Origin of the sequence: Clostridium sp. UBA5712, from assembly GCF_002419845.1 — a bacterium.
In the GTDB taxonomy this organism is placed as follows: domain Bacteria; phylum Bacillota; class Clostridia; order Clostridiales; family Clostridiaceae; genus Clostridium_J; species Clostridium_J sulfidigenes.
Genome location: NZ_DIGW01000015.1, coordinates 444340 through 464063, shown reverse-complemented (window position 1 = coordinate 464063; position 19724 = coordinate 444340). Strand labels below are relative to the sequence as shown.

Sequence of the window (19724 nt, the reverse complement as noted above, 5' to 3'; positions counted from 1 at the left end):
GCATTTCGATTTACAACTGAGGCTCTCAATTTACAATTAAGGATATTTATTTAGTTTCATGATAACATCATAAACAGAGTTCTTTACTCCCACTTTGAAAAAGATGGGAGTATTAGATCTGGTAGATATCGGATAAAAAAATACTACTTTTAACCTAACATTTTGGATAAAAAAAAGAGCCGCAATTTGCGACTCCCTTTAATTTAAACTTTACTCTATGGATTTTAATGCATCAATCATATTTATATTTTTTAATTTTATATGCATCATTATCATAACTAATATGGCAAAAAACATTGTAATTACTCCAGAGATTACATAACTGCTCATGTCTACAGTTGGTATCATCATCATATTGTCCATTTCTGCTGTACTCACTAAAAATACATATAATATTTTACCCATAACTGACCCTGCAAGTATACCTAATATTGTTAGTATTATGTTTTCTCTAAATATATACATGGCAACTTCATTATCATAAAAGCCTAGTACCTTTATGGTAGATATCTCTCTTATACGTTCAGATACATTTATATTAATTAAATTATATAATACAACAAATGCTAAACTTCCAGAAGCAACTATTATTACTATCATAACTAAGCCTAAATCAGCAGATTCACTTAAGCTTCTTAGCTTTGAAGCAAGGGTAACATTTACTACTTTATCATTTTCCATAAGGGTAGTAGATACTTTATTATCATCTTCTCTATTAGAATTCAACTTTAATAATTGTGCATTATATTTTGGAGCACTTTTAAATATCTCTTTATAATAGGATGGTGATAGATAGATATAATGTCCAGCATAATTTTCTACTATGTTGTCTACTTTAACCTGATGAGAATTATTATCTGAATCTGTTAAAGTTACATAATCTAAAGCAGATACCCCTAAAACGTTTGCCAGCTTTTCATTTATAATTACTCCACTATCTGATAGTTTGTACTTAGTTCCACTTTCTCTATGGTTTAACAAAATATATTTATTTAGCTCATCTATATTTTCTGGTACATACATAATAGCACTTTGCTTACTTACACCTTCCTTAATGAAGGTTACTGAATCTTGATGAATATTTAAGCTACTCTCATATCCTTTTAAGTTATTTAAACTACTTTCATATTCCTCATCTTCTTTTTTACTATTATTATCATCAAATACTACCATAGCATCATACTTTAATAATTTCCCAAATTGAATGTCCATAACTGAAGAATTGGATTTTTCAAGAGATATCCCTGCAACAAGCATAGCCATACATCCTGATATACCAAGTATTGTCATTAACATCCTTTGCTTATATCTAAAAAGATTTCTAAAGGTAACCTTTTGATTAAAGTTCAGTCTTTTCCATAAAGGTGTAATTCTTTCTAATAATATCTTTTTACCAACCTTTGGAGCTTTTATTCTCATTAAATCAGAAGGATTTTCTCTTAATTCCTCTTTTAATACAATTAATGATGCTCCTACTGTACAAAGTATTGAAGCTACTAAAGACTGAATTATATAAGATGGATAATAGTTTATTTTTACCTTTGGTAATGCAAATGCAGATGAATAAGCTTTACTAATTATATATGGAAGGATACTGCTTCCAACTACAATTCCAAGAACACTACCAACAATACTAGCTAATGCTGCATAAACTATGAATTTCCTAGCTATTTCTAAATCCTTATATCCTAAAGCCTTTAGTGTTCCTATTTCCACTCTATTTTCTTCCACCATCCTAGTCATTGTAGTTAAGCATATAAGTGCTGCAACTAGAAAGAAAAACACAGGAAATACTGAAGCTATCTTATCTAAGCTATCAATTGATCCTTTGTAAGTTGCATAACCCGGATTATCATTTCTATCAAAGAAATAATACTTACTATTATCCAAATCATTTAATTTTTCCTTTTCTTCATCTATCTCTTTTCGCCCATCTGCAAGTTTTGCTTTATTCTCCTTGATATCCTTCTCTCCATCAAGAAGTTTTTTCTCCGAAGCCTCAAGTTCCTTCTTAGCCTTATCAAGTTCTAACTGTCCTTGTTTTTTACCTTCCTCAAGGTCTTTTTTGCCTTTGATAAGTTCCTCTTTCCCTATAACTAATTGCTTTTCAGCTGCTTCAAGTTGTATCTTGCCCTCATTAAAGCTTTTAACTTTCTCCTCATAGGCAATTATACCTTGTTGATACTGAGTTATTCCAGCCACTAAAGTTTCTACCTTAGACTTATTTTCCCTTGCACTTTTACTAGCACCTTCTACTCCTTGTGCCATACTAATCACTAAAGAAATATTAGTTGGGTCTTTTTCTAAACTATTTACTAAGTTACTTAATTCACCTAATCCTAAATCAGGATTAGATAAAGCACCTTTCCAATACTGAATTTTTTCATTTGAAACTTTTTCACCTTCTTTAGTGTTCTTTGCTGTTTCTCTCATATCATTAGAAAGTGTATTGTATGTCCCTATTAAAAGTTCTAAATTATCTATTTGATTTTCATACTCTATCGTGCTTTTAGTTGGATCAATTCCTTGGTTTAAAAATCCTTCCTCAGCATTATCAAGTTGAATTTTTCCTGCCTCAAGTTGTTTCTCACCCTGTAAAAATTGCTCTTTTTGTTTATCTAGTTCCTTCTGACCCTTATCTAACTCTCTTTCACCTTCAATTAATTTCAGTTCACCAGCTTTGATTTCTTGCTGATACTTTTCTGCAAACTCTTCATATTGATTTTTACCATTAATAAGCTTTGCTCTACCTTCATCTAATTCTTTTTCAGCATCTTCAAGTTTTTTTTCACCATCTTCTATTTTTTTATAAGCCTTACTAAGCTCCTTTTCTGCCTCTAATTTTACTTCTTCAATTCTTTCTACCACTCTTTTTGAGTATAGGTTTTTAAGATACTTATTATTTTCCTCCATCTTATCCTTATACTCATCACTATATGCACCAAGATTAGCTACATTTTTAAATCGTACATATACTTCCGTATACACATCCATGGATATATCTAAGCTATTTAATATTGCAAAATAGTCTACACTTCCTTTTCCAACGGTAGTTGTTCCCCTAGATATATTTTCTATATACATGGGACTTTGTACAAATCCAACAATTTTAAAAGTTTTCTTCTTAAAATATTTATCTAGCTCTTCATCAGATTCTATGGTATAGGTATCACCTATCTTTAAATTTTTATCTTCCTTTAAAGCATTTTCATCTAAAGCTATCTCACCACTATTTTCAGGCAATCTCCCTTTTGTAACAATAAATTTATTTATATTACTAAAGTCCTTCTTATTATATTCCATAAACTTAACCACATTATTTATATTAGTTAAATTTACATCTATACTAGATGTTCCAAAGTAATCTAAAATTTCATCCTTATTCTCAAGTAGCTTTAAATCATTTTCATTAAGACCTATACTAGACACTATCTTGCTATCCATTAGATTTTGCTCTCTAAAAAATTCATTTATGGACTCTTTTAAATCTGGTCCACTAGATTTAATTCCAGAGTAAAAAGCAACTCCTAAAAAAATTATAGCAAATATTGATATAAACCTTGCTTTAGAAGATAATATTTCCCTTATTATTGATTTTTTATATGCTCCATTTTTCATCTTCTACCCTCTACCACTCTATGTCTTCAACTGAAACAGGATTTTTATTCACTTCAACACTTGTAACCTTTGCATCCCTAATTTTTATAACTCTATCTGCAATAGGCCCAAGGGCTGAATTATGGGTTATAACAATTACTGTTGTCCCTGTATTTTTACATGTATCCTGTAATGTCTTTAAAATCTGTTTTCCTGTTTTATAATCAAGGGCTCCAGTTGGCTCATCACATAAAAGCAACTTAGGATTTTTAGCTATAGCCCTTGCTATAGAAACCCTTTGCTGTTCTCCTCCTGATAATTGAGATGGAAAATTGTTTTTTCTATGATCAAGTCCCACTAACTCAAGAGTTTTATCAACATCTAAAGCATCCTTTGAAATTTGTGTAGCCAATTCCACATTTTCCTTTGCAGTTAAATTTTGAACTAAATTATAAAACTGGAATACAAACCCCACATCATGTCTTCTGTACTTAGTGAGCTGTCTCTTGTTAAACTTAGATATATCAACGTTATCAATAATTATTTCACCTTCATCACAAGTATCCATTCCTCCAAGTATATTGAGCACAGTTGTTTTACCTGCACCACTTGGTCCTAGAATAATAGTAAACTCTCCCTTTTCTATAGAAAAATTAATACCATTATTTGCTGCAATGGTAGTTTCTCCAACCTTGTATCTTTTATATTCATCTTTTATCTCTATGTATGACATGTTGCCCTCCCTAATCAATACTACCTTTAAATACTCAATGTCATTAAATAGACACCTTGTTTAGTTAATGCTATAATTCAAGTATAAATAATATATGGATTAGTTACAATAATCACATATTTTTATAGTGTTATTAAATATACATTTTAACGAATTTTGTTTATTTAATAACATATAATTAATAATTACTTTAATAAATACTAAAAAAGGATGAGTTAAATGGCAGGAGTTAAAGGAAATAGAAGAATTTTATATACTAAAAAAATAATAAAAGAAAGCTTAATTGACTTACTTAAACATAAGAAAATTCATGAAGTTACCGTTACTGATATCTGCAAAAAATCAGATATTAATAGGGGAACTTTTTATACCCATTATAAAGATACCTATGACTTACTTAAATCATTAGAGGATGAACTATTTAATCAAATCTTAGAATATATCGAAGAAACCCCAGTTGAAGAATACAAAGATGTTTTATTACTTAAAGCTCTTAAATTAATTCAAGAAAACAAAGAATTATGCCAGATTTTATTCAGTAAACAAATGGAAAACAACATTATGGACCGTATTATTTACGTAGCAAGCAAATCTAAAATTGATAAGCTAGTTAAGGATTCAAAAGTAGATGATAAATTTTTAGATTACTTCATAAAATACTCTGTAGGAGGGGTTGTTTCAGTTGTTCAAACATGGCTAGACAATGATTTAAAGGAATCTCCTAAAGAAATAGTTAACATTATAAATAGTATTATCTCTTTTCGACCTTAATATTATAACTAAATAAATAAGCTAAAAAGCTAGNNCTAGCTTTTTAGCTTATTTATTATCTGACTATTTATCTTTATCTAATTGCTCTTTTACTAGTTTCATAATTTCACTATACTTACTATTTATAAGCCCATAGTTATCTTTAACATGTGGAACCATACATCCACTACAGTCCTTTATTCCGTCTTCAGTAATTTTGAAATTACCACCACATTTATCAGCTAATGCGTAAAGTGGGCAATAACAAAATAGGCAATTAAACTCCTCAGGTTTATTAGTTTTGTGACAAGGGAAATATTCACATTCCTTATTTTGATGAAAAGCATAATGCTTACCTTCCCAATATTTATCTATCATCTTTTCTCCCCCTACCCTTTATCTTTAGTGTAAAGTTTTTTACACTATTTATCTTATACTTTTATTATACAGGGTGTAATTATAACCGTCAATTTATAGCATCTATAACCTTCAATATAGAATCAGCTGCTTTCTTTTCACCTCCAGCATTTTTGAAACCTTTTGCTAATTTATTTGCATTTTTCTTATAATCATCATTATCCATAACCTGTAATACTGCATCTTTTATGGATTTAGGATTATTACCTTTTAAAAAGATCCCAGCTTTCAAATCAGCAACTCGTCTTGCTACCATTCCTTGCTCTTCATGCTGAGGATATAACACCATAGGAACACCATAATACAAACTTTCATTAACACTATTCATACCACAATGAGTAATAAATACATCTGTATTTTGAAGCACTATAATTTGTTCAACACTATTTCTTACCTGAAAATTGTCTGGTATATAGCCTAAGTCTTCAATTACGGTATCTTTTCCAACTGACATAACCACATGAAAATCACAAGTTTCAAAGGCTTTTATACAATTTTTATAAAACTTTATATTTTTGTTATTAACCGTTCCCAAGGAAATATATATTTTTTTACGCTTTCTTTCCTCATATTCAACCTTAACATTAGATACTGAAGGTCCTATAAAGGAATATTTATCCGAAAAAGTCTCTACCATTGGTTGAAACTCCTTTGAAGTATATACAATAGTATTTGTATCATTATCATTTTGAATTATAGAGACAAAACTCTTAACATTATATCCATGGTTTCTCAAAAGCTCTATTTTCTTATTAATACGACTCATGCCTAAAATCATAAGTATAACTTCCTTAAAACCTTTCTTCATCATCTTTGCTGTATACTTATTAAATGCAAAAGTTGTTGTAGAACATACATAGGTAACATTTAATTTTTCTGCAAATAGCTTACCCCAAAAACATAAAGAATCTGATACAATACAATCTGGATTAAATCCTTTAAGTTCATTACATACTTTTTCATCTAAAGCTATAGTAGTATCTGCTATCATCTCAATTAAAGCAGCAAAATCCTTCCCAATTTTTTTCTCATCTCCAGGCTTTAATTCTGGAAGATACTCATTACAACTAATAAATTTTGCACCTGCTCCTTCAATCTTTTCTTTAAATTCATCAAAGGAATAGTACCATACTTCATGGCCTCTATATGATAATTCACGCACTACCTCAATAGTAGGATTCGTATGTCCATGTGCAGGAATGCAAAAAAATACTATCTTACTCATATTATAATTCTCCCCTTTTAACCCCTCTGCTTAAAACTATTACTCCTTAGTTACCACACCAATTTGTCCTACAAAATTTATAAGGTCACGTTGATGTACAATGGCAATTCCCCTATCTTCATCTCCTAATATTAATAAATTATCACCAGACTTAATATTAAATAGCTCCCTAGCTTTTTTAGGAATAACAATCTGACCACGTTCTCCAACCACAACGGATCCAAAGAAATGTTTTCCCTTAGGTGGTACAACAACACCTGAATCTTCTTCTGAATGATTAACTAAATCATCCATAGTAACGTTATACAACTTTGCAAGAGCAATACAACTATTTATATCTGGAGTTGACTCTCCATTTTCCCATTTAGCAACAGCTTGCCTAGAAACATTAATCTTCTCTGCCACCTCTTCCTGGGTATATTGATTGATTTTCCTTAATCTTTTCAAATTTATATTAATCATATTTATCATACCTTTCATATTTATTATATTTTTCTTACCCTTCAATGTCTATCAACCAGCATTAACATTCATGTATATATTTATATTGAAATTAAACCTTCCTTACTCCTAGAAGTAGTAGATATACAGAAGAGTTACTTGCTAAAAAGATGTTTATAAGAACTCATTAATATAAAAATAGCTACATAAGTTTAAACTTACATAGCTATAATTATTAATGATTTTATTTATTTTCCAACAATACTTTTGGTTTACTTTTGATTCCCTTTATTCCAAGATTACCGTAGATTTCACTAACTGTTCCCGCGGTAATAAATGCATCAATTTGTTGTTTTTTAATAAATTCCATAAGATAAGAAAATTCATTTCGTGTCATTAAACTTTCAATTTCATACTTGCCCTCAGCTTCTAATCCACCTTTAATTGGATATAGTGTTGCTCCACGCTTCATATCTTCTATTATAAATTTACGAATTAACTGATAATCATTAGAGATAACACAAACCCTTTTTCTAGAATTAAATCCTATCATAAAGTGCTCTAATATTAATCCATTGAGATAAGTTCCAATCAATCCTATGATTACCGTTCTTACATCATACACAAAAATTGCGGTACAACAAATAATTGCTCCTGCAATAGTAACTGATGAACCTAAATCAACGTGAAAATATTTGTTTACAATTTTGGCTATAATGTCTAGACCACCTGTTGATGCATTACGCCTAAATAAAATTGCTTGTGAAAAGCTCAAAATCAACACAAAACATATAAGATCTAACCACTGATCCTGCATCAATGATTGGCTCATTGGCCATAACTTTTCTAGTATGGCAAGGAGCGGTGACAAAATCAACGCTGAATATACAGTTTTAATGCCAAATTCTTTCCCAATAAGAAAGTAAGATAAAATTAATAAAAATGAATTTATAATAAAAATTAATACCGGCAATGGAATGGATGTAAGTAAATTAATTACTATTGATAAGCCAGTAATAGATCCAACAATTAATTTACTTGGAATCAAAAAGAAATGTACAGCTAATGCCCCAATAAACATACCTAATGTTAATATAGGTATTTCCTTAATAAAAGATTTTACCCTTTCCCCCATTTTATCTCTCCTCAACCTTTAAACTAACCATTTATTTTTAAGTATGATTAGTTTATTATAATATAAATAATAAAATCGTTTACATGATTAATTTTAACATAAATACCTATATTTCGAAATGATAAATTTAACTTTTTTTATAAATTTCAATTAATATTTTAAAGAATAAAATAATTAATTTTATTTTATAATTAGAAATTGTAATAAAACACTTTTAAAAAGGAGAGTAGATAGATTTGTGAAAACACAAATTTACCTGCTCTCCCTTTTAACTATTTAAATTAAGTTGGTACTTTAATATTTCTCAAAGTACTAAAAATGTATTAATTAAATTAAAACTATTAAAATTCTTTAAAAACCTGAAAACATCACAAATCACTATGATATTATTCACTTACTAGTCCATATGCAGTAATCTTACGTATGCGATAGGTTACAAGCATAGAAATTGCATAAGATACTATTACTATACCAACATCGAACAACATACTCCATAGAGGGGTTACAATAAAATTTACCTTCATTAAGCCCATAGCCTTCATGGGAACTGCCATTATTGCATTGGTTTGAGTCATTCCTAACAAACTTCCTAGGCACACTCCTGTAATAATCGGAGGCAAGAATCCCATGGAAAGCTGGTGCATAAGCTGCAGAGTTGTGAACCCAAGTGCTTTTTGTATGCCAAGGTCATGCTTCTTCCTAATCACTGAAGAATTAATAACAAAATATAAAACAAGCATAACCACAAATATTGTAACTACTAATATGCTAATACCAACCTTGGATATTATACCTGTGTAAAGACCTATCCCCTGTTGAACCTCTTTGTCCAAATCAACTACTTTAAGAAAATCATCTCCATAAAGTTTATCAATTTCCATTTTAAATTCTGAAGATTTAATATCCTTATCAAGATATATTTGCAAGTCCCGCTGCTTAAACTCTTGATTAAGACTTAAAATACCATCGCTCCTAATATAAGCAATATTAAATTTACCCATATAGGACCCTTGGCAATAACCGGTTATAATATACTCACTCTGTTTATCATTGACCTTCAAAATAATACTATCACCTATGTTCTTTTTCACCTTTTCAGCCAAATATCCTGAAATTGCAACTTCATTGCTGTGAAGTGGGTATCTACCCTCATAAATAGTATTGGTTTCTTTCATAGAATAGTCATCCATTACATATGTAGCTACTTCGTAGCTATCTGAGTTCATCATTACTATATCAAGAAACTGAGCCTTTCGTACTCCCTTCATATTTTTGATATTCTCAACCACAGATGTATTATCTACAATAGGATTACAAACTGCAATAACACTAGACAATTCAACACCTGGAATTTCTTTAAAGATTTTTGTGTCTATTACTGAGTTATAAAACATACTTAATGCAAAGGTACCTGCAAAGGAAACAACTAGGAATATCATACCTATCATTAGGCTCTGTTTCATGTTCTGTAACATTAACTTTATAGATAAAACAAAGGGAAGACTTCCCCTTGATTTGTGAAGGGGCATATAGTTCTTTCGGAAACTATGAGTTATTATTCCGCCCCTTAATGCTACAATTGGATTCAGCCTATTAATACGACTTGAAGATATGAAGGAAACCAATATCACCACCAACAATATAACAAACAAGGAAATACTGCTAATCATACCGTCAAACCCCTGCACCCACATAAGACCCGACTGATGTGCAAAAACCTTTGATATTGCAGGAGTTGCCAGGTAAGACAGTGTTATACCCATCATGCTTCCAATCAAGGCAATTAATGAAAACTGTATAGTGATTGATGATATTATTTGCCTACTGGTGTAACCCACTGCCTTTAATGAACCTATCTTAGTCATATCCTCCTCTATGCTATTCTCAATTCTAAACCTTACAACAATAAGACATACAACAACGATTATTGCAGCAAAGACCATCATCATTACGGAAACAATGTTTGCCATAATTGAACGAGATAATCTCACAACTCCCTTATCTAAACTGAAAAATATGCTTACGTCATCAGTTAGTATATTAGGGTTTTCCTCCTTTATTATCTCCTTTATTCCATTTTCAACATCCATATTATTCTTTCTTAAATCAGCAAAAATAAGTGACGCTTTATATTTTACTCCTAGCTTTTCAACAACCCTATCATAGGTATCACTAGGTAAGTAAACCCCCATAACCACTGTATCTAGTGAACTGAAAAATATATCTTCTGTAAATCCTTTAATGGTAAAGGTGATGTCTACATCCTCAAAACTCACCTTAAGTTTATCATTCACTTTATATCCCCCATCAATATTCATTACATAGGGTAGGTATATGGACATTGAGTCAGGAGATTCATGCTCTCCAACGAATTCCCATTTTGAAAAATCTCTCTTCTGGTCTACATCATTGATGAGAAAATTAAATTCACGGTTATCATTGTTGTAAGGAATGGTTCCTTTTGCCAATAAGGAACTTTCCTTTTGGGTCTTTTTAATATTATCATTGCTTTTGATGTATTCACTCACCCTTTGACTATATAAGCTTTCCGGCATTAAATAATATTCATCAGAAGAATTTAACTCGTCAGTTACCTTTTCAAAGTAGCTTCCGAAATTTACAAACACCAGAAGTCCTAGATTAAGTAGCATAGCTGCAATGATAAACATGAAAAGAATGGATACTGTATGCCCCTTGGTTTTCTTTATATTTGCAAAACTCAGCATTAATGTTTTTCTCAAACTTACCACCCCATTTCATTGAGAAATCCTTGGAGTTTGTTATGACGCTCCTTGTCACCACTGACATAGCTTCCTAGGTCACATACTCCCTGAATAGCACCATCACGCATATATAAAATACGATTTCCACGCCTTGCGGATTTCAAATCGTGAGTAACCATAATTATGCTTTGACCACTTCTATTCACTTCAGTTAAAACATCTAAGGCTGCCTGTCCTGCCGAAGAATTAAGTGCTCCCGTAGGTTCATCTGCGAAGACCACCTTGGGATTATTAATTAATGCCCTTACAATAGCGGCACGCTGAGCCTCACCTCCAGATAATTGTGATGGAAACTTACTCCATATGATTTCAGTTAGTCCCACTTGTGTAAGAAGTTCCTTTGCCCTTTCTGCAATTACCTTTCTATCGCTACTTATAAGGAGACCACTTACAAGGATATTATCCAGTATGCTCATATTATCCATGAGAAACATTTGTTGAAAAACAAAACCGCAGTTTAATCTTCTAAAAATTGCAAGCTTATCATTTGATAACTTTGAAATTTCATTTTCCCCAAATTTTATAGAACCGAGAGTTGGTTTATCCATTCCGGACAGGGCATAAAGTAGTGTTGACTTTCCTGCACCAGAGGAGCCCATGATTACTGTAAAATCTCCCTGATATATTTCAATATCAAGGTTCTTAAGTACATGCTGTTGCATTCCACCGTTTGAAAATGTCTTGCAGAGCTTATTTGTTGATATAATAACATTCCCCATGATAACATCCCTTTCAATAAAAAAATAAGACTGTTTTACTTACAGTCCTATTATAGTTGAAAATTCCTTAACAGGTCTTTACCCAATCCTTAACTAATCCTTAAATCTTTTAAGTTCTTAAATTTTTAGGCAATTAAAAGTTTTAACAACACAGTGAATCCATCAACTGAGTTTTCACAGTAAATGTCTCCCTCCATTTTTTCCATCATATACTTAGAAATATAAAGTCCTAATCCAGTGCCGCCCTTTTCCTTAGAATTTTTAGCCCTATAGAACTTATTAAATATTAAATGTAGCTCCTCCTCAGAAACTCCTCTACCATAATCCTTAAATCCTATCTCAAGGTATTTACCCCTGATAACTGAAGAAACATAAATAGATGTTCCTGCGTATTTATAGGAATTACTGATTATATTGTCAACAACCTGAGATAACCTTAACCCATCTGCTAAAATTATACACTCAGCAATGCCTCCAATATTTGCTTTACAATTATAATCTGCAGCCCTAATCAAATCATACAGAACCAGGCTAGATTGCTCAGTGACTATAGCCTTTAGCTCCTGCAATTCCTCTAGTGTGGCGCTGAACATATTTGTTATTAATGTATTTATCTGATCAGCCTTTGAATTAATTATATCCAGCTGCCTCCTTTGGTTTTCATCGGAAGTCTTAACATGCATAACTTCAGTAACAGCCTTTATTGACGCCACTGGGGTTTTGATATCATGACTTAGTGAAGCAACAAGTTCTTTTTTACTTTGATTAGCAAGCCTTTCATTTTCCCTTGCCTTATTAAGCTCCTCCCTCATGAGGTCAAAGCTTTCTGTAAATGCACCGAAGAAATTATTTTTGTCCATATCTAGAGGCATATCCAAATTGCCCTCTGCAACATGTCGTGCAAAGCCTTGGAGTTTTCTAAAGGGATATAGAATACACCTGTCAATAAAAACTAAATATAAGCTGCAAAATGCTGCAGCAACTATTATTACACAAAGGGTAAAAATAAGGAGTAAATTTCTAAATTTTATCCATTCATTATTTGTATTATTATATATTATTACTTTTCCGAGTACCTTATCCTGAGATTTTACATCAACTATAGTGTCCCTATTACGTATTGCTGAACTTAAATCATTGTTTAATCCATCTCTTGTAGCTTTGATAAAACGATTTTCATTGTCCAGCACTACATAATCTATTTTATAGCTCAAACATGGCAACTCGGCATATTCCAGACTGTCCCATTCCTTTGCAACAGACTGAGCAATATCATTTACCTTAGGCACTTCAATTTCAGTTTTCCCTTTATATTTAAACGCAAAAAATGTGAGGCTTGTACAAGTTAAAAGAACAATGATACTTATAACTACTATTCTTTTAATGTTCATATGAAGCTCCCATCTCAAAGACATATCCAGTGCCCCAAATAGTTTTGATATACTGGGGTTCATTAGGATTTTCCTCAATCTTCTCACGAAGTCTTCTTATATGTACATTCAAGGTTCCTTCCCCTGTAATTGCATCACCCCATACCTTTTGAAAAAGCTCATCTTTTGAAATGGTTCGGTTTTTGTTTTTAACCAAATATGATAACAATCTATATTCCATTGATTTTAATTTTACTTCCCTACCATCTACCATAAGCTTTTCCATATCTAAATCAATAGAAAATCTACCAAAACTTACAGTACTCGCATAGTTAGACTTATACCTTTTTAAAACAGTTTTAACCTTTGCCATCAGTATATTTAGGGAATATGGCTTTTGAATATAATCATCTCCACCAATGTTTAATGCCAAAAGGACATCATCATCACTTGTTCTAGCACTAATAAATAAAATTGGTGTATCCATTGTTGTTCTCAATTCTTTGCAAATTTCAAAGCCTGAGGATTGTCCTAGATTGATATCCAGCAATATTAAATCAACCTTATTCTTCAATAAAAAATCAAAACATGCTGTTTTATCTGATACCCAAAAGGTTTTTACGCCGAACATGTTGAAAAACTCACAGGTACTTTGAGACAGTGCCTCCTCATCATCTACTATTAAGCAATCATATCTTGGCATTTAGCTTTCCTCCATAAACACTATATTTTTTTATGTATTTAAAACAAACTTAGCATAATATTATTTTGAAATGATTTTCAATGATTTATCTTTCACAAATTTTATCATAAACTAATAGACACTACTCTAGCAACTCCCACTATATTTCACAATGATTAATTTAACTTCTAAAACTATAAATCATTTAAAAATATTCTTATCCACACCTCTTGTAATTTTTCAAAGTAATAATCCACAGTTCTCACTTCAGCTGTTAACATTTTTCCTCCATCCATAAGTCTTGCAAATATTTTATTTGTTTTTGCTGGTATATAACCTATCTTTTCACCCTTTACTGTAAATAATTCTATAGCATATTTATCATATACATTATCAGGTTCCCTTTTTAACTTTATTTTATCTCCCTCTAATAAAATAAACCCATCCTTTACATAGTATTTCATTCCAGCTACCCTTACAGATTGAAGATATATAGTATTTTCAAAGGGCAATGCTAGTCCACCTGTTTCAATTATGTTGGCTATTTTCCCTCCACCACTATAGCTTGTTATTGATTTATCCATAACTCTACTCCTTTAATACCTGACAAATACTCTTTTCAACATCTGTAATCATTATTTCATACTCATGTATATCATTAGTTATATCCTGCTTTTTCTCTTTAATATACTCATCATCATCTATAATCTCTTTTATATTTAGAGGAAAGCTATTTTCTTCTTCATCTATAAACTTCTTTAATTCATTAATCTTTTTCTTTAATACCACTATATTTTCTTCTATAGAAGTTATCTTAATATCTTCTTTAATCTCATTATGCTTTACTATTCCCTCAAGAATTATTAATGTGATTAAATCATTATTCTCATACGGTTCTTTAACCTTAAGCCACAGCTCCATCATCTCTTCATTTAAACCTTTATTTACATCTGGATGCAGTATTTTAGCTAAACCCCTGAAAATTTCTTTAACCTTTTTTACTTCTTCATCCGTTAATGTTGTAAGCTCTAAAAACTCTCGAGAGTTCTTTAAATTATTGCGTAACTCCTCTAAATCTCGATAAAACTCTTCTAACTCTTCTTCTAAAGCTGCCTCTATTTCTTTAATATTTATTTCTTCACCTTTATTTTTACTTTTAACTATCAATGCTAACTTCTTCTTTAACCTTCTATACTTAATTTCATTTTCAAATCTTAAGAATATCAAAGCCCCCAGTTTACACATATAAATGCTCTCTAAATATTCTTTTTCCTTCTTTAAATCTTCCATTTTCTCATATATCTTTAGGTACTCTTCATTCAATGTATTTAACTCTTCTTTAAGTTTTTGTATATCTGTTAATGAAACAACTATATCACCCATATTAACCCCTCATTAATATACTTATTTATTTTTATATATTAAATATTTTAAATTCTTCCATATATTAATTATATCATTTTTAGTTGTGTTTTAAGGTTAGGGGGATTAAAATGTACTAGTGTTGTTTAATTTAATCATAGTTACCTGTAAAATGGATGGTTGCTCTAGTTTTATAAGTTCATATTACCGACCGTACTACTAGCACGTTGAAAGGTTTGTCAAGTATATACCTTAACCTCGCTGCACATAGAGGTACTTTTTTATTTACCTTTTTTACTGGCTCACCCGTAAACGGGTCAATGTACTCTTTCAAGCTTAATTATTCATATTCTTAATCTTCTTGTATTTGATTTTTTATATACTCTTCTATTGCCTTTTTATTTCTACCAACTGTATCAATATAATAATCTCTACACTTAAACTGTATGTTTCTATATTTATACTTTAAGTTTGCATGTCTATCAAAAATCACGAGTGAACTTTTACCTTTTAAGTACTCCATAAATTGTGCAATACTTAATTTAGGTGGAGTGCTTACCAGCATGTGTATATGTTCCTTACAAATATTTGCTTCTATAATTTCTACACCTTTTTGATCACATAATTTTCTAAGTATTACTCCAACATCTGCTTTTATCTTTCCATAAATAATTTGTCTTCTATACTTTGGTGCAAATACTGTGTGATATTTATAGTTCCATTTACTATCTGATAAACTATTATTGTCCATTTGGACATCTCCAATATAATTTAGTTGTAGTCGGCAAGCCTACTTCTGTTTTATATTGGAGTTTTTTTCTACTCATAGCTGGAAGCCTTTTAGAACCACTAGTAGAACTAGTGGTATTCAATATACAACAAAAACTCATACCTTATTAAATATGAGTTTTCGTTGGTTTATTGATAGAATTGAAGGCCGGTGGGTGAAATCTACACCATCTTCCATATTTTGATACTATTTTCATCATTCAAAACTCCCAAATACTTGTTACTACGGGAGCAAATAATATCTACAATATCTACGTCATCATTAAATAATATACATTTGTCTTCCCTTATATTTATATCATTCATATATAGGTTAATACTTTTACTAGAATAGATATTCTCATACACATAAGATGTTACAATATAATTATTAACATGCTTTATTAACCTATTATTACAAAAACGAATATTTCCTTCCGTATTATACTTATACTGATATTTATTATCTCCTACGCTCTTTTTAATGATTCTGTTATCATTATCTACGACTATTATTTTATCATTTCCACAAAATTCTATCAACTTACAATCATATGCATAGTATAATTCTCTTTTATCATTTGGATTAACTAAACTTATTAAATAATACTTTTTATTATAATTCATAATAAAATGAGTGTCATCATAACTGATTTGAACTATTTTTTTCAAGTTTGATAAAATATTAGTTAGAAAATTTTTATCAATTTTCTCTTTATATACTACATCATTTTTACTCAGATCATAAACTCCAAATTCATTTTTAGTAAGAATAAGCAATCTATTACTATTATTAAAGAAAGCAATATCATTTATACCTTCAAAATACTCATTTAATTTTAATATTTTAGAATCAATTATCTCAACTATTTTATCCCTAACCTTAAATACGATGAATTTACCCTTGCTTGAAATACATATATTATATTCTAATTTATAGGAAAAATACACCCCTACTAATTTTTCATCTGAATCTAATTGTGATTCTAAAGAGATCTGATTTATAATCTTATCTTTTATAAAATTAAAAATTATTATGTTTCCCCTATCGTTAACAATTATAATATTATTGGTATTATCAACAAATTTAAATTTAATAATATTATCTAAATTATGTTTAAGTGTAAAACAAATTTTTTCTACACAATATTTTATCGGTATTTCGAAATATGTTCCACTTAACATTAAATTTTCAAACTTAATTTTGTCATTATCCATTTTTACAGTTCCATATATCTCATATACGGGTGATGAATTTGATATGTCGTTTATTTGCTCTTTAGTCGGTATAAAATACAACATTTTAAAGTCATTTTCTAGACCATTTACCTTCTTAATCCAAGAATCCTTAAAATCTAAGTAATATCTATTACCTACAATTATAAAATTAATAATTCCTAATGATATGGTTTCATTAAGATATTTTCTAATCCTTAATTTAAAATTTTCATAGTTACATCTATTTTTTAACTCTAAATGTCTGAGTACAGTATTTAGACAAAATGACGTCATTAACTCATTTTTAATATTTATTCCATTATTAAATTTATTAATTTCATTTATGGCAAATACTATATCATCAAATTTTTGAAATCTATTGTTTATGTTAATTTCAAATGCCTTATCGAAAATTTCATTAATAATCTTTAATCTTTCACCTCCTATCCACTGCAGCTTCTTTATAGATTCGAAATTTTCATGAGGTTTAAAATTACTGCCATCATCTAGTACTGATGGCTTTATTCCAGTCAACATATAAAAAAATATTCCACAACACATTGTAATGTCAGAACGATAATCTCTTTTGGCATCATAGTTTCTAATTTTTTGTTCCGGTAAATCTAAAAACCTATTGCCGATCTGCTGTCCAAATTTAGTTAAATCATTAGATTCTGAGCTGTGATTATAACTCATACCAAAATCTATAAGTATAATTTCTTTTAAATCATTATTTTTACATAGTATGTTATCTGGTTTAATATCTCTATGTACTATCCCATTAGAATGGCAATATTTTACTAAATCCACTAAGTTAATAAATGCTTCTAAAATTTCATTAAAATTTTTATGAGAAGACCTTAATGTTTTTTCCAGAGTATTTCCGTTTATATATTCCATTACACAATATAAATCAATATCCTTGTCTTTATAGGCATCTGAATTACTATATATTACCTTAGGAATTCGGTTTGAATTTAAAGTCTTTAAAATACCTACCTCAATCCACATTCTTTTTCTACGTTCACTATTTTTTTGTTCATTAAGAAATTTCAAAATATATTGTTTGTCACATAAAATATTGATATTATCTAGTTTTTCAACATATTCTTTGATAGGTTGTACAAGAAATGTTTTGCCCTGACCTCCTCCACCTAATGGTTCTATCACTCTCCATTTTTCGTCATAAACATAATCTTTTTGCATTTTACCATTCCCCCCAATATATATTTTATCAATATTCATTAGTATTATAACTAGAGCATTTTCCTATTAATTATATTACCATATATCATATAATTTTCTGTAATTAATTCAAAATAATTCTTTTCGTGTATAACTTTACATAATTTTAAAATGCAATTTTAATAATACAAATATTCCCAAACACACCTTTAGTGACATTACGACCCTCATTTAATAGCATTATAAGAGCTGTTATAACAATATTAAGGAATATTGTCTATACCTCTTAAAAAGAGTTATTTTCTTTACAGAAGACTTAATTTTACAAACTTCATAATCTTTTAAATTGAGTATGAGCTGAATAATTATTTTATTCGGCGACCTATCCAGTCGAGCAGCCCATGAGAGTTTCACCCTTAGGCTCTCACAGAACCGTACGTGAATCTCTCGCTTCATACGGCTCCTATCATTCAATCAATTATGGTAGCATTCCGAGAGCCCAATGTTGAAACATCTGTGGCTCTCTTTTTGCAATATACAATTTTTGTTTTCTAAGGATGAAGTTCTAGCTTACACATCTTAAGGCGTCTATCTAGTTCCTTTAAAATTTTCTTTGCTTCCTTCTCAGTTTTACAGTTAATTATTGCATCATCTGCATAACGTTCAAAAGGTGCTTTCGGATTTGTTTTCATCATCCACTTATCAAATGTATAATGCATAAAAAGATTAGCTAGTAACGGACTAATTACTCCACCTTGCGGTGTTCCACTTTCTCTCGCAGTTTGTTTACCTTCTTTGTTTATAAATGGTACCTTGAGCCATCTATCTATATACAAAAGTATCCATGCTTCCTTAGTGTGTTTTCTTACTACGAGCATTAATAATTCATGGTCAATGTTATCAAAAAGGCCCTTAATATCAAACTCAATTACATAATTGTATTTCCAACATCTACTTCTAGCCATTCCTATCGCATCAATTGCAGACTTATTAGGACAATATCCGTATGAGTGTTTATGAAATATCGGTTCAAGGTCTGGTTCAAGATATATTTTAACTACCATCTATGCAACTCGGTCTGCGACCGTTGGAATACCCAAACCTCTTTTTCCTCCTAATTTCTTTGGTATCTCCACTAATTTTACATACGATGGAAAGTAACTTCCTGAACTCATCTTATTCCAAATTTTATATAAATTTGGAATAAGATTAGTCTCAAAATCATTTATATCTTGCCCATCTATGCCTGCACTTCCTTTATTTGCTTTAACCCTTTTATATGCAGTCATCACTACTTGCTTTGAAATGTTATATGATTTGTTTTCTTTCATCAAATCCT

Annotated in this window: 17 protein-coding genes and 1 pseudogene; 1 reads left to right on the top strand and 17 read right to left on the bottom strand. The window is 30.2% G+C overall.

Features of this window, described 5'->3' with window-relative positions:
- Positions 1–210: 210 nt before the first annotated feature.
- On the bottom strand, positions 211–3618 hold the full coding sequence (locus tag B3B03_RS14895) for an FtsX-like permease family protein (protein ID WP_346877732.1): 3408 nt from the start codon (positions 3616–3618) through the stop codon (positions 211–213).
- Between the two features lie 10 nt (positions 3619–3628).
- The gene (locus B3B03_RS14890; protein WP_346877731.1) at positions 3629–4330 is read right to left on the bottom strand and encodes an ABC transporter ATP-binding protein; all 702 of its coding nucleotides are present in this window, start codon (positions 4328–4330) and stop codon (positions 3629–3631) included.
- Positions 4331–4549: 219 nt separating this feature from the next.
- Here B3B03_RS14890 and B3B03_RS14885 point away from each other — a divergent pair, with 219 nt between their 5' ends.
- Positions 4550–5101: a TetR/AcrR family transcriptional regulator gene (locus tag B3B03_RS14885; RefSeq protein ID WP_346877730.1), complete on the top strand. Its 552-nt coding sequence runs from the start codon at positions 4550–4552 to the stop codon at positions 5099–5101.
- Positions 5102–5164: 63 nt separating this feature from the next.
- Here B3B03_RS14885 and B3B03_RS14880 read toward each other — a convergent pair whose 3' ends face one another.
- The 15 genes and pseudogenes from B3B03_RS14880 to B3B03_RS14810 form a co-directional block, all read right to left on the bottom strand.
- A complete protein-coding gene (locus B3B03_RS14880) occupies positions 5165–5458 on the bottom strand; it encodes a cysteine-rich small domain-containing protein (protein WP_035131288.1) in 294 nt (97 codons plus the stop codon).
- Positions 5459–5546: 88 nt separating this feature from the next.
- Positions 5547–6722: a macrolide family glycosyltransferase gene (locus B3B03_RS14875; RefSeq protein WP_346877729.1), complete on the bottom strand. Its 1176-nt coding sequence runs from the start codon at positions 6720–6722 to the stop codon at positions 5547–5549.
- Between the two features lie 39 nt (positions 6723–6761).
- Entirely contained in the window at positions 6762–7202 is a 441-nt protein-coding gene (locus tag B3B03_RS14870; RefSeq protein WP_414632837.1) for a helix-turn-helix domain-containing protein, read from the bottom strand.
- Positions 7203–7407: 205 nt separating this feature from the next.
- On the bottom strand, positions 7408–8298 hold the full coding sequence (locus B3B03_RS14865) for a YitT family protein (RefSeq protein WP_147519035.1): 891 nt from the start codon (positions 8296–8298) through the stop codon (positions 7408–7410).
- 386 nt (positions 8299–8684) lie between these two features.
- Entirely contained in the window at positions 8685–11039 is a 2355-nt protein-coding gene (locus B3B03_RS14860; RefSeq protein WP_346877728.1) for an ABC transporter permease, read from the bottom strand.
- A 2-nt stretch (positions 11040–11041) separates the two neighbouring features.
- A complete protein-coding gene (locus B3B03_RS14855) occupies positions 11042–11800 on the bottom strand; it encodes an ABC transporter ATP-binding protein (protein WP_346877727.1) in 759 nt (252 codons plus the stop codon).
- Positions 11801–11925: 125 nt separating this feature from the next.
- Complete coding sequence (locus B3B03_RS14850; protein ID WP_346877726.1) at positions 11926–13215, bottom strand: HAMP domain-containing sensor histidine kinase; 1290 nt, start codon at positions 13213–13215, stop codon at positions 11926–11928.
- Positions 13181–13873: a response regulator transcription factor gene (locus B3B03_RS14845; protein ID WP_346877725.1), complete on the bottom strand. Its 693-nt coding sequence runs from the start codon at positions 13871–13873 to the stop codon at positions 13181–13183. The genes B3B03_RS14850 and B3B03_RS14845 overlap by 35 nt, the downstream gene beginning before the upstream one ends.
- A 173-nt stretch (positions 13874–14046) precedes the next feature.
- On the bottom strand, positions 14047–14436 hold the full coding sequence (locus B3B03_RS14840) for an HIRAN domain-containing protein (protein ID WP_346877724.1): 390 nt from the start codon (positions 14434–14436) through the stop codon (positions 14047–14049).
- A 4-nt stretch (positions 14437–14440) separates the two neighbouring features.
- Positions 14441–15235 (bottom strand): hypothetical protein, encoded by a 795-nt coding sequence (locus tag B3B03_RS14835; RefSeq protein ID WP_346877723.1) that lies wholly within the window; start codon positions 15233–15235, stop codon positions 14441–14443.
- Between the two features lie 322 nt (positions 15236–15557).
- Positions 15558–15965 (bottom strand): annotated as a pseudogene (gene tnpA, locus B3B03_RS14830) (IS200/IS605 family transposase); the annotation flags it as partial.
- Positions 15955–16104: a hypothetical protein gene (locus tag B3B03_RS14825; RefSeq protein ID WP_346877722.1), complete on the bottom strand. Its 150-nt coding sequence runs from the start codon at positions 16102–16104 to the stop codon at positions 15955–15957. The gene B3B03_RS14825 and the pseudogene tnpA, both read right to left, overlap by 11 nt.
- A gap of 61 nt (positions 16105–16165) precedes the next feature.
- Positions 16166–18406, bottom strand: coding sequence for a protein kinase domain-containing protein (locus tag B3B03_RS14820; RefSeq protein WP_346877721.1), 2241 nt, complete (start codon positions 18404–18406; stop codon positions 16166–16168).
- 530 nt (positions 18407–18936) lie between these two features.
- A complete protein-coding gene (locus B3B03_RS14815; protein WP_346877720.1) occupies positions 18937–19449 on the bottom strand; it encodes a reverse transcriptase domain-containing protein in 513 nt (170 codons plus the stop codon).
- Positions 19450–19719, bottom strand: a complete 270-nt coding sequence (locus B3B03_RS14810) for a hypothetical protein (RefSeq protein ID WP_346877719.1) — start codon at positions 19717–19719, stop codon at positions 19450–19452. It abuts the gene before it with no gap.
- Between the last annotated feature and the right edge of the window lie 5 nt (positions 19720–19724).

Excerpts from the sequence above, each read along its gene's own strand:
- B3B03_RS14895 (WP_346877732.1), bottom strand. The coding sequence starts at position 3,618 with ATGAAAAATGGAGCATATAAAAAATCAATAATAAGGGAAATATTATCT.
- B3B03_RS14890 (WP_346877731.1), bottom strand. The coding sequence starts at position 4,330 with ATGTCATACATAGAGATAAAAGATGAATATAAAAGATACAAGGTTGGA.
- B3B03_RS14885 (WP_346877730.1), top strand. The coding sequence starts at position 4,550 with ATGGCAGGAGTTAAAGGAAATAGAAGAATTTTATATACTAAAAAAATA.
- B3B03_RS14880 (WP_035131288.1), bottom strand. The coding sequence starts at position 5,458 with ATGATAGATAAATATTGGGAAGGTAAGCATTATGCTTTTCATCAAAAT.
- B3B03_RS14875 (WP_346877729.1), bottom strand. The coding sequence starts at position 6,722 with ATGAGTAAGATAGTATTTTTTTGCATTCCTGCACATGGACATACGAAT.
- B3B03_RS14870 (WP_414632837.1), bottom strand. The coding sequence starts at position 7,202 with ATGAAAGGTATGATAAATATGATTAATATAAATTTGAAAAGATTAAGG.
- B3B03_RS14865 (WP_147519035.1), bottom strand. The coding sequence starts at position 8,298 with ATGGGGGAAAGGGTAAAATCTTTTATTAAGGAAATACCTATATTAACA.
- B3B03_RS14855 (WP_346877727.1), bottom strand. The coding sequence starts at position 11,800 with ATGGGGAATGTTATTATATCAACAAATAAGCTCTGCAAGACATTTTCA.
- B3B03_RS14850 (WP_346877726.1), bottom strand. The coding sequence starts at position 13,215 with ATGTCTTTGAGATGGGAGCTTCATATGAACATTAAAAGAATAGTAGTT.
- B3B03_RS14845 (WP_346877725.1), bottom strand. The coding sequence starts at position 13,873 with ATGCCAAGATATGATTGCTTAATAGTAGATGATGAGGAGGCACTGTCT.
- B3B03_RS14840 (WP_346877724.1), bottom strand. The coding sequence starts at position 14,436 with ATGGATAAATCAATAACAAGCTATAGTGGTGGAGGGAAAATAGCCAAC.
- B3B03_RS14835 (WP_346877723.1), bottom strand. The coding sequence starts at position 15,235 with ATGGGTGATATAGTTGTTTCATTAACAGATATACAAAAACTTAAAGAA.
- B3B03_RS14825 (WP_346877722.1), bottom strand. The coding sequence starts at position 16,104 with ATGAGTTTTTGTTGTATATTGAATACCACTAGTTCTACTAGTGGTTCT.
- B3B03_RS14820 (WP_346877721.1), bottom strand. The coding sequence starts at position 18,406 with ATGCAAAAAGATTATGTTTATGACGAAAAATGGAGAGTGATAGAACCA.
- B3B03_RS14815 (WP_346877720.1), bottom strand. The coding sequence starts at position 19,449 with ATGGTAGTTAAAATATATCTTGAACCAGACCTTGAACCGATATTTCAT.